The organism is uncultured Campylobacter sp., assembly GCF_938018145.1.
Taxonomy (GTDB): Bacteria; Campylobacterota; Campylobacteria; order Campylobacterales; family Campylobacteraceae; genus Campylobacter_A.
In genome coordinates this window covers 1-4,055 of the sequence record NZ_CALIII010000420.1, presented here as the reverse complement: position 1 = coordinate 4,055, position 4,055 = coordinate 1, and the positions used below count along the sequence as shown (strand labels likewise).

The window sequence follows — 4,055 nt, the reverse complement described above, 5'->3', positions numbered from 1 at the left end:
GGTCAAATTTGACCGAACTCTCGTCGTGGCTAAGGCCGTTTTCATAGATGCCCACGGCCGAAGCGCTGATGAAAAATGGCGGATTTTCTAGCTCGTTTATCGCGCCGACTAGCGCGCGAGTCGTCTCTATCCTGCTTGCGCGAAGACGCTTTTTATAGTCCTCGCTCCATCTGGCCGCGATAGAAGCGCCTGCTAAATTTATAACCGCGTCGCAGCCGCTGATGAGGTTTTTGAGCGCGTTTTTGTCGGCGTAGACGGCCCTTGGTATAGCTACGACCTCGTAACCTTCGGCTCTAAAAAATCTGCAAAGCTCGCCGCCGATAAATCCGCTCGTGCCGTTTACGGCTATTTTCATATTTTGCCTTTTTGATAAATTTGCTTTGATGCGTGCGGTCAAATTTGACGCGACGCAGGGTTAAATTTGGCGTTAAATTTAACGCTCAAGCCGTTATGCTCAAATTTGACGGGCGAAGCAAGAGATTAAATTCACCCGCCAAATTTACTTTCTAAAATACTCTTTCACGCCGTTTTCGCCATCTAGTTGCGAGCGTAAATTTTCTAGCGCGGCGAATAAATTTTACTGACACCCCTCGCACTCGATCGAGCGATCGGCGACGTTGTTTAGCTTTTCGCTATCAGGGCTTTCGGAGCGTAGATAGTAGGTCGATTTTAGTCCCAGCTCCCACGCGAGCGTGTAAATTTCGCTCAGATATCCGCCGCTAGCTTTGTCTAGGCTCATGAAAATATTTAGGCTCTGTCCCTGGTCGATCCACTTTTGGCGGATGGCGCCGGCACGCACGAGTACGCGCTGATCTAGCTCGTAGGCAGGCGTGTAGAACTGCCACGTCTCAGGGCTGAGATTTGGCACGACGTTTGGTATCATACCGCTTAGGTTGTGCTCGAACCATTTGCGCTTATACACGGGCTCGATCGTCTGCGTGGTGCCCACGAGTATGCTGATGCTCGACGTCGGCGCGATCGCCATCAGATAGCCGTTTCGCATGCCGTCTTTTTTGACTTTTTCGCGTAGTTTGCTCCAGTCGCAGGCGTTCTCGTCAAACAGCCCGCCTCTATCGTTTAGAAGCGCTTTGGCGTTTGCGTTTGCCGTGTCGATAGGCATCACTCCCCTGCTCCACTTTGAGCCCGAAAAAAGCGGATAAACGCCCTTTTCTACCGCCAAATTTGAGCTGGCGTAGATGGCGTTGTAGCTTATGTTTTCCATCACGCTATCGATCAGCGCTAGGTGCTCGTAGCTGCCCCATTTCACGCCGCGCTCGGCTAACATCTGCGCCTCGCCCATGACGCCAAGGCCGATCGAGCGAGAGGCTAGGTTGGTGTGCTTGACCTTTTTGTGCGGGTAGAAATTTAGATCGATGACGTTATCTAGCATGCGTACGGCGATCGGCACGACGCGCTCGATGTCCTCTTTTTTGTTGATTTTGCTTAAATTTATGCTCGCGAGGTTGCACACGGCGGTTTTGCCCTCGACGCTTTCTTTTTCGACGATGAAAATTTGTTTCCCATCGATGCTATCTAGCGCGCTTAGTTTTTTGGCCTTTTTGGTTATGCCGCTATCAACAGTGACGTCTTCTTCCTCGTCAAATAGCCGCTCGGTGCCGTTATCAAACGTGATCTTGATCTTGTAGTAGTTTGGTTGCGTATTTTGGAAAATTTCGGTGCATAAATTTGAGCTTCTGATGATGCCGTCGTGGTCGTTTGGATTGGCTTTGTTTGCGTTATCTTTAAAGCACAAAAACGGCATGCCAGACTCAAAATAGCTAGTTAAAATTTTCTTCCACAGTTCCTTTGCCATGACGACGTTTTTTTGGATCTTTTCGTCGTTTTCGTATGCTATGTAGCGAGCCTCGAACTCATCGCCGTATAGATCGCACAGATCGGCGACCTCTGCCGGGTCAAATAGGCTCCAGCGCGCGTTTTCTTTGACGCGTTTCATGAAAAGGTCGTTTATCCAAAGCGCAGGGAACAGCTCGTGCGCTCTGCGGCGCTCTTCGCCCGAGTTTTTGCGCAGATCCAGGAAGTCGCTCACGTCCATGTGCCACGGCTCGACGTAGACGGCTATCGCGCCCTTTCTCGTGCCTAGCTGATCGACGGCGACGGCGATGTCGTTCGTGACTTTTAGAAACGGGATGATGCCGCCGGCCGCGTTTTTATGTCCGTCGATGCTGCCGCCCATAGCGCGCACTTTGCACCAGTCCCAGCCGATACCGCCGCCAAATTTGCTAAGAAGAGCCATCTCTTTGTAGCTATCGAAAATTCCCTCGATATTATCGGGCGTACTTCCCACGTAGCAGCTGCTTAGCTGATGGCGCGTCGTGCGGGCGTTTGAAAGTGTCGGAGTAGCGAGCATGACTTCAAATTTAGATATGAGGTCGTAAAATTTCTTCGCCCAGCCTTGGCAGTCTAGTTCGTTTTGCGCGAGGAACATCGCGATCGCCATAAACATCTGCTGCGGTAGCTCGATCGGAGCGCCGCTGCGGTCTTTGATGAGGTAGCGGTCGTATAGCGTCTTGATACCAAGATATGCAAACTGTAAGTCGCGCTCGGGCCTAATGTAGTCGTTTAGGTCGTCTAGATCGTATTTTTCTTTTAGTCCAGGGATAATACGGCCCGCTTTTTCGCCTTTTTGTAGGTAGTCGCGTAGGTGGTTGTAGCCGCTAAAGCCCGTGACCTTGTGATAAAGGTCGTATAAAAATAACCTTGCCGCGACGAAGGTCCAGTTTGGGCGGTCGATGTCGATCTTTTCGACGGCCGTTTTGATGAGGGTTTGCTGGATCTCCTCGGTCGTTATCATATCGCGAAATTGAATTTTCGCATCCACCTCAAGCTCGCTTAGGCTCACGTTTGCTAGCCCTGCGACCGCCTCGCTCGTGTATTTTTTGATCTTGCTTACGTCAAGCTCTTCCGTGCGTCCGTTTCGTTTGATTACTTTCATTTGCTCTCTTTTAGGATTTTTTGTGAGATTGTATCTTATGATTGGTTTTAAACTGCTTAGAACGTTTTCGTATTAAATTGTATGTAAGACTCAACAGAACTTAAGCGGATTCTCTCTTATCGGTTTTAGTAGAATTTAATAGAGCTCTTTCGTATCTTTACTGTTATTATATCTAAACTCTACTTCGCTTCGCTCGTAGTTGCAAGCAGAACACATTCTTTTAAATGAAGCAAGAAATTCTCTTTACTCAGCTTCTCTGCGCTGCTACCGCCGCTATTCTTGAGAAGATTCCTTTAAATTTAGATAATCTATTCTTAGTGTATCCTCGTCTGCTTGCAATAGCAAAGCAAGTCGTAGCTAAAAAATTTTCTATACCAATTATATAATTTTTACCATTTGTGTCTTGCAAGTAGCAACCGCAGTGCAGCTAAAATTCATTCTTAGAGTGTTTTACTCTATAATTGAGTTTTTGCTTCGTAATCCACTAATTCATCATAGGCTTTCCAGTAATTTAAATAAATTACACTCTCATCTAATTCGCTCTTGTGCTTGCACTCTCTTTGAGAATCTCCGATAATATAGGTGTTGGTTCATTTGCAGAGCAGTTTTTAACTATTCTGGATATAAACTTTGTCATCTCTTTTAAGCATACCGAACACTGGAGTTTTATTTGCTTTGCCTCTACCTCTTTTACCACTTGCTATTTTAGATCCGTCTGTATTCAGTTACGAGTATGGCAAGTAAAAAGTAACTTTCGTCTATTTCCATTTTATCTTAGATATCTTTTTACACTCTTTAGATATCAAAACTCTAATGCTTTTTAGAATCTTATTAATTGAAATTTGAGAAATTCCTATAAAATTTGCTATTTAGTAACCTATATATCCTCTACAAAATACTTGATATTTTCTCTAAATTTCTTCTTTAAAATTCTAGAACGGATTATATACTTATTCTTCAACTTCGCTGTTCTAGTTATTTACAAGACCAAGGCTCTCATCGTAGCTTAATACTTCTTTGTGTGAGCTTAAGTTAAAGAAAGCCTTAAAATTTACTCCGCTGGAGTTTGAAGCATGCAATGTGAGCGACGATAGTAGTCTAT

General features: G+C 45.8%; 2 protein-coding genes and 1 pseudogene. All 3 read right to left on the bottom strand.

Annotated elements, in window-relative coordinates:
• On the bottom strand, nt 1–355 hold a 355-nt coding region (locus Q0338_RS09815; RefSeq protein ID WP_298086578.1), incomplete at its 3' end, for an NAD-dependent epimerase/dehydratase family protein.
• 222 nt (nt 356–577) lie between these two features.
• A complete protein-coding gene (locus Q0338_RS09810; RefSeq protein WP_298086577.1) occupies nt 578–2,953 on the bottom strand; it encodes a ribonucleoside-diphosphate reductase subunit alpha in 2,376 nt (791 codons plus the stop codon).
• A gap of 430 nt (nt 2,954–3,383) precedes the next feature.
• Nucleotides 3,384–3,914: pseudogene (locus Q0338_RS09805) on the bottom strand (transposase); the annotation flags it as partial.
• Nucleotides 3,915–4,055: the final 141 nt, after the last annotated feature.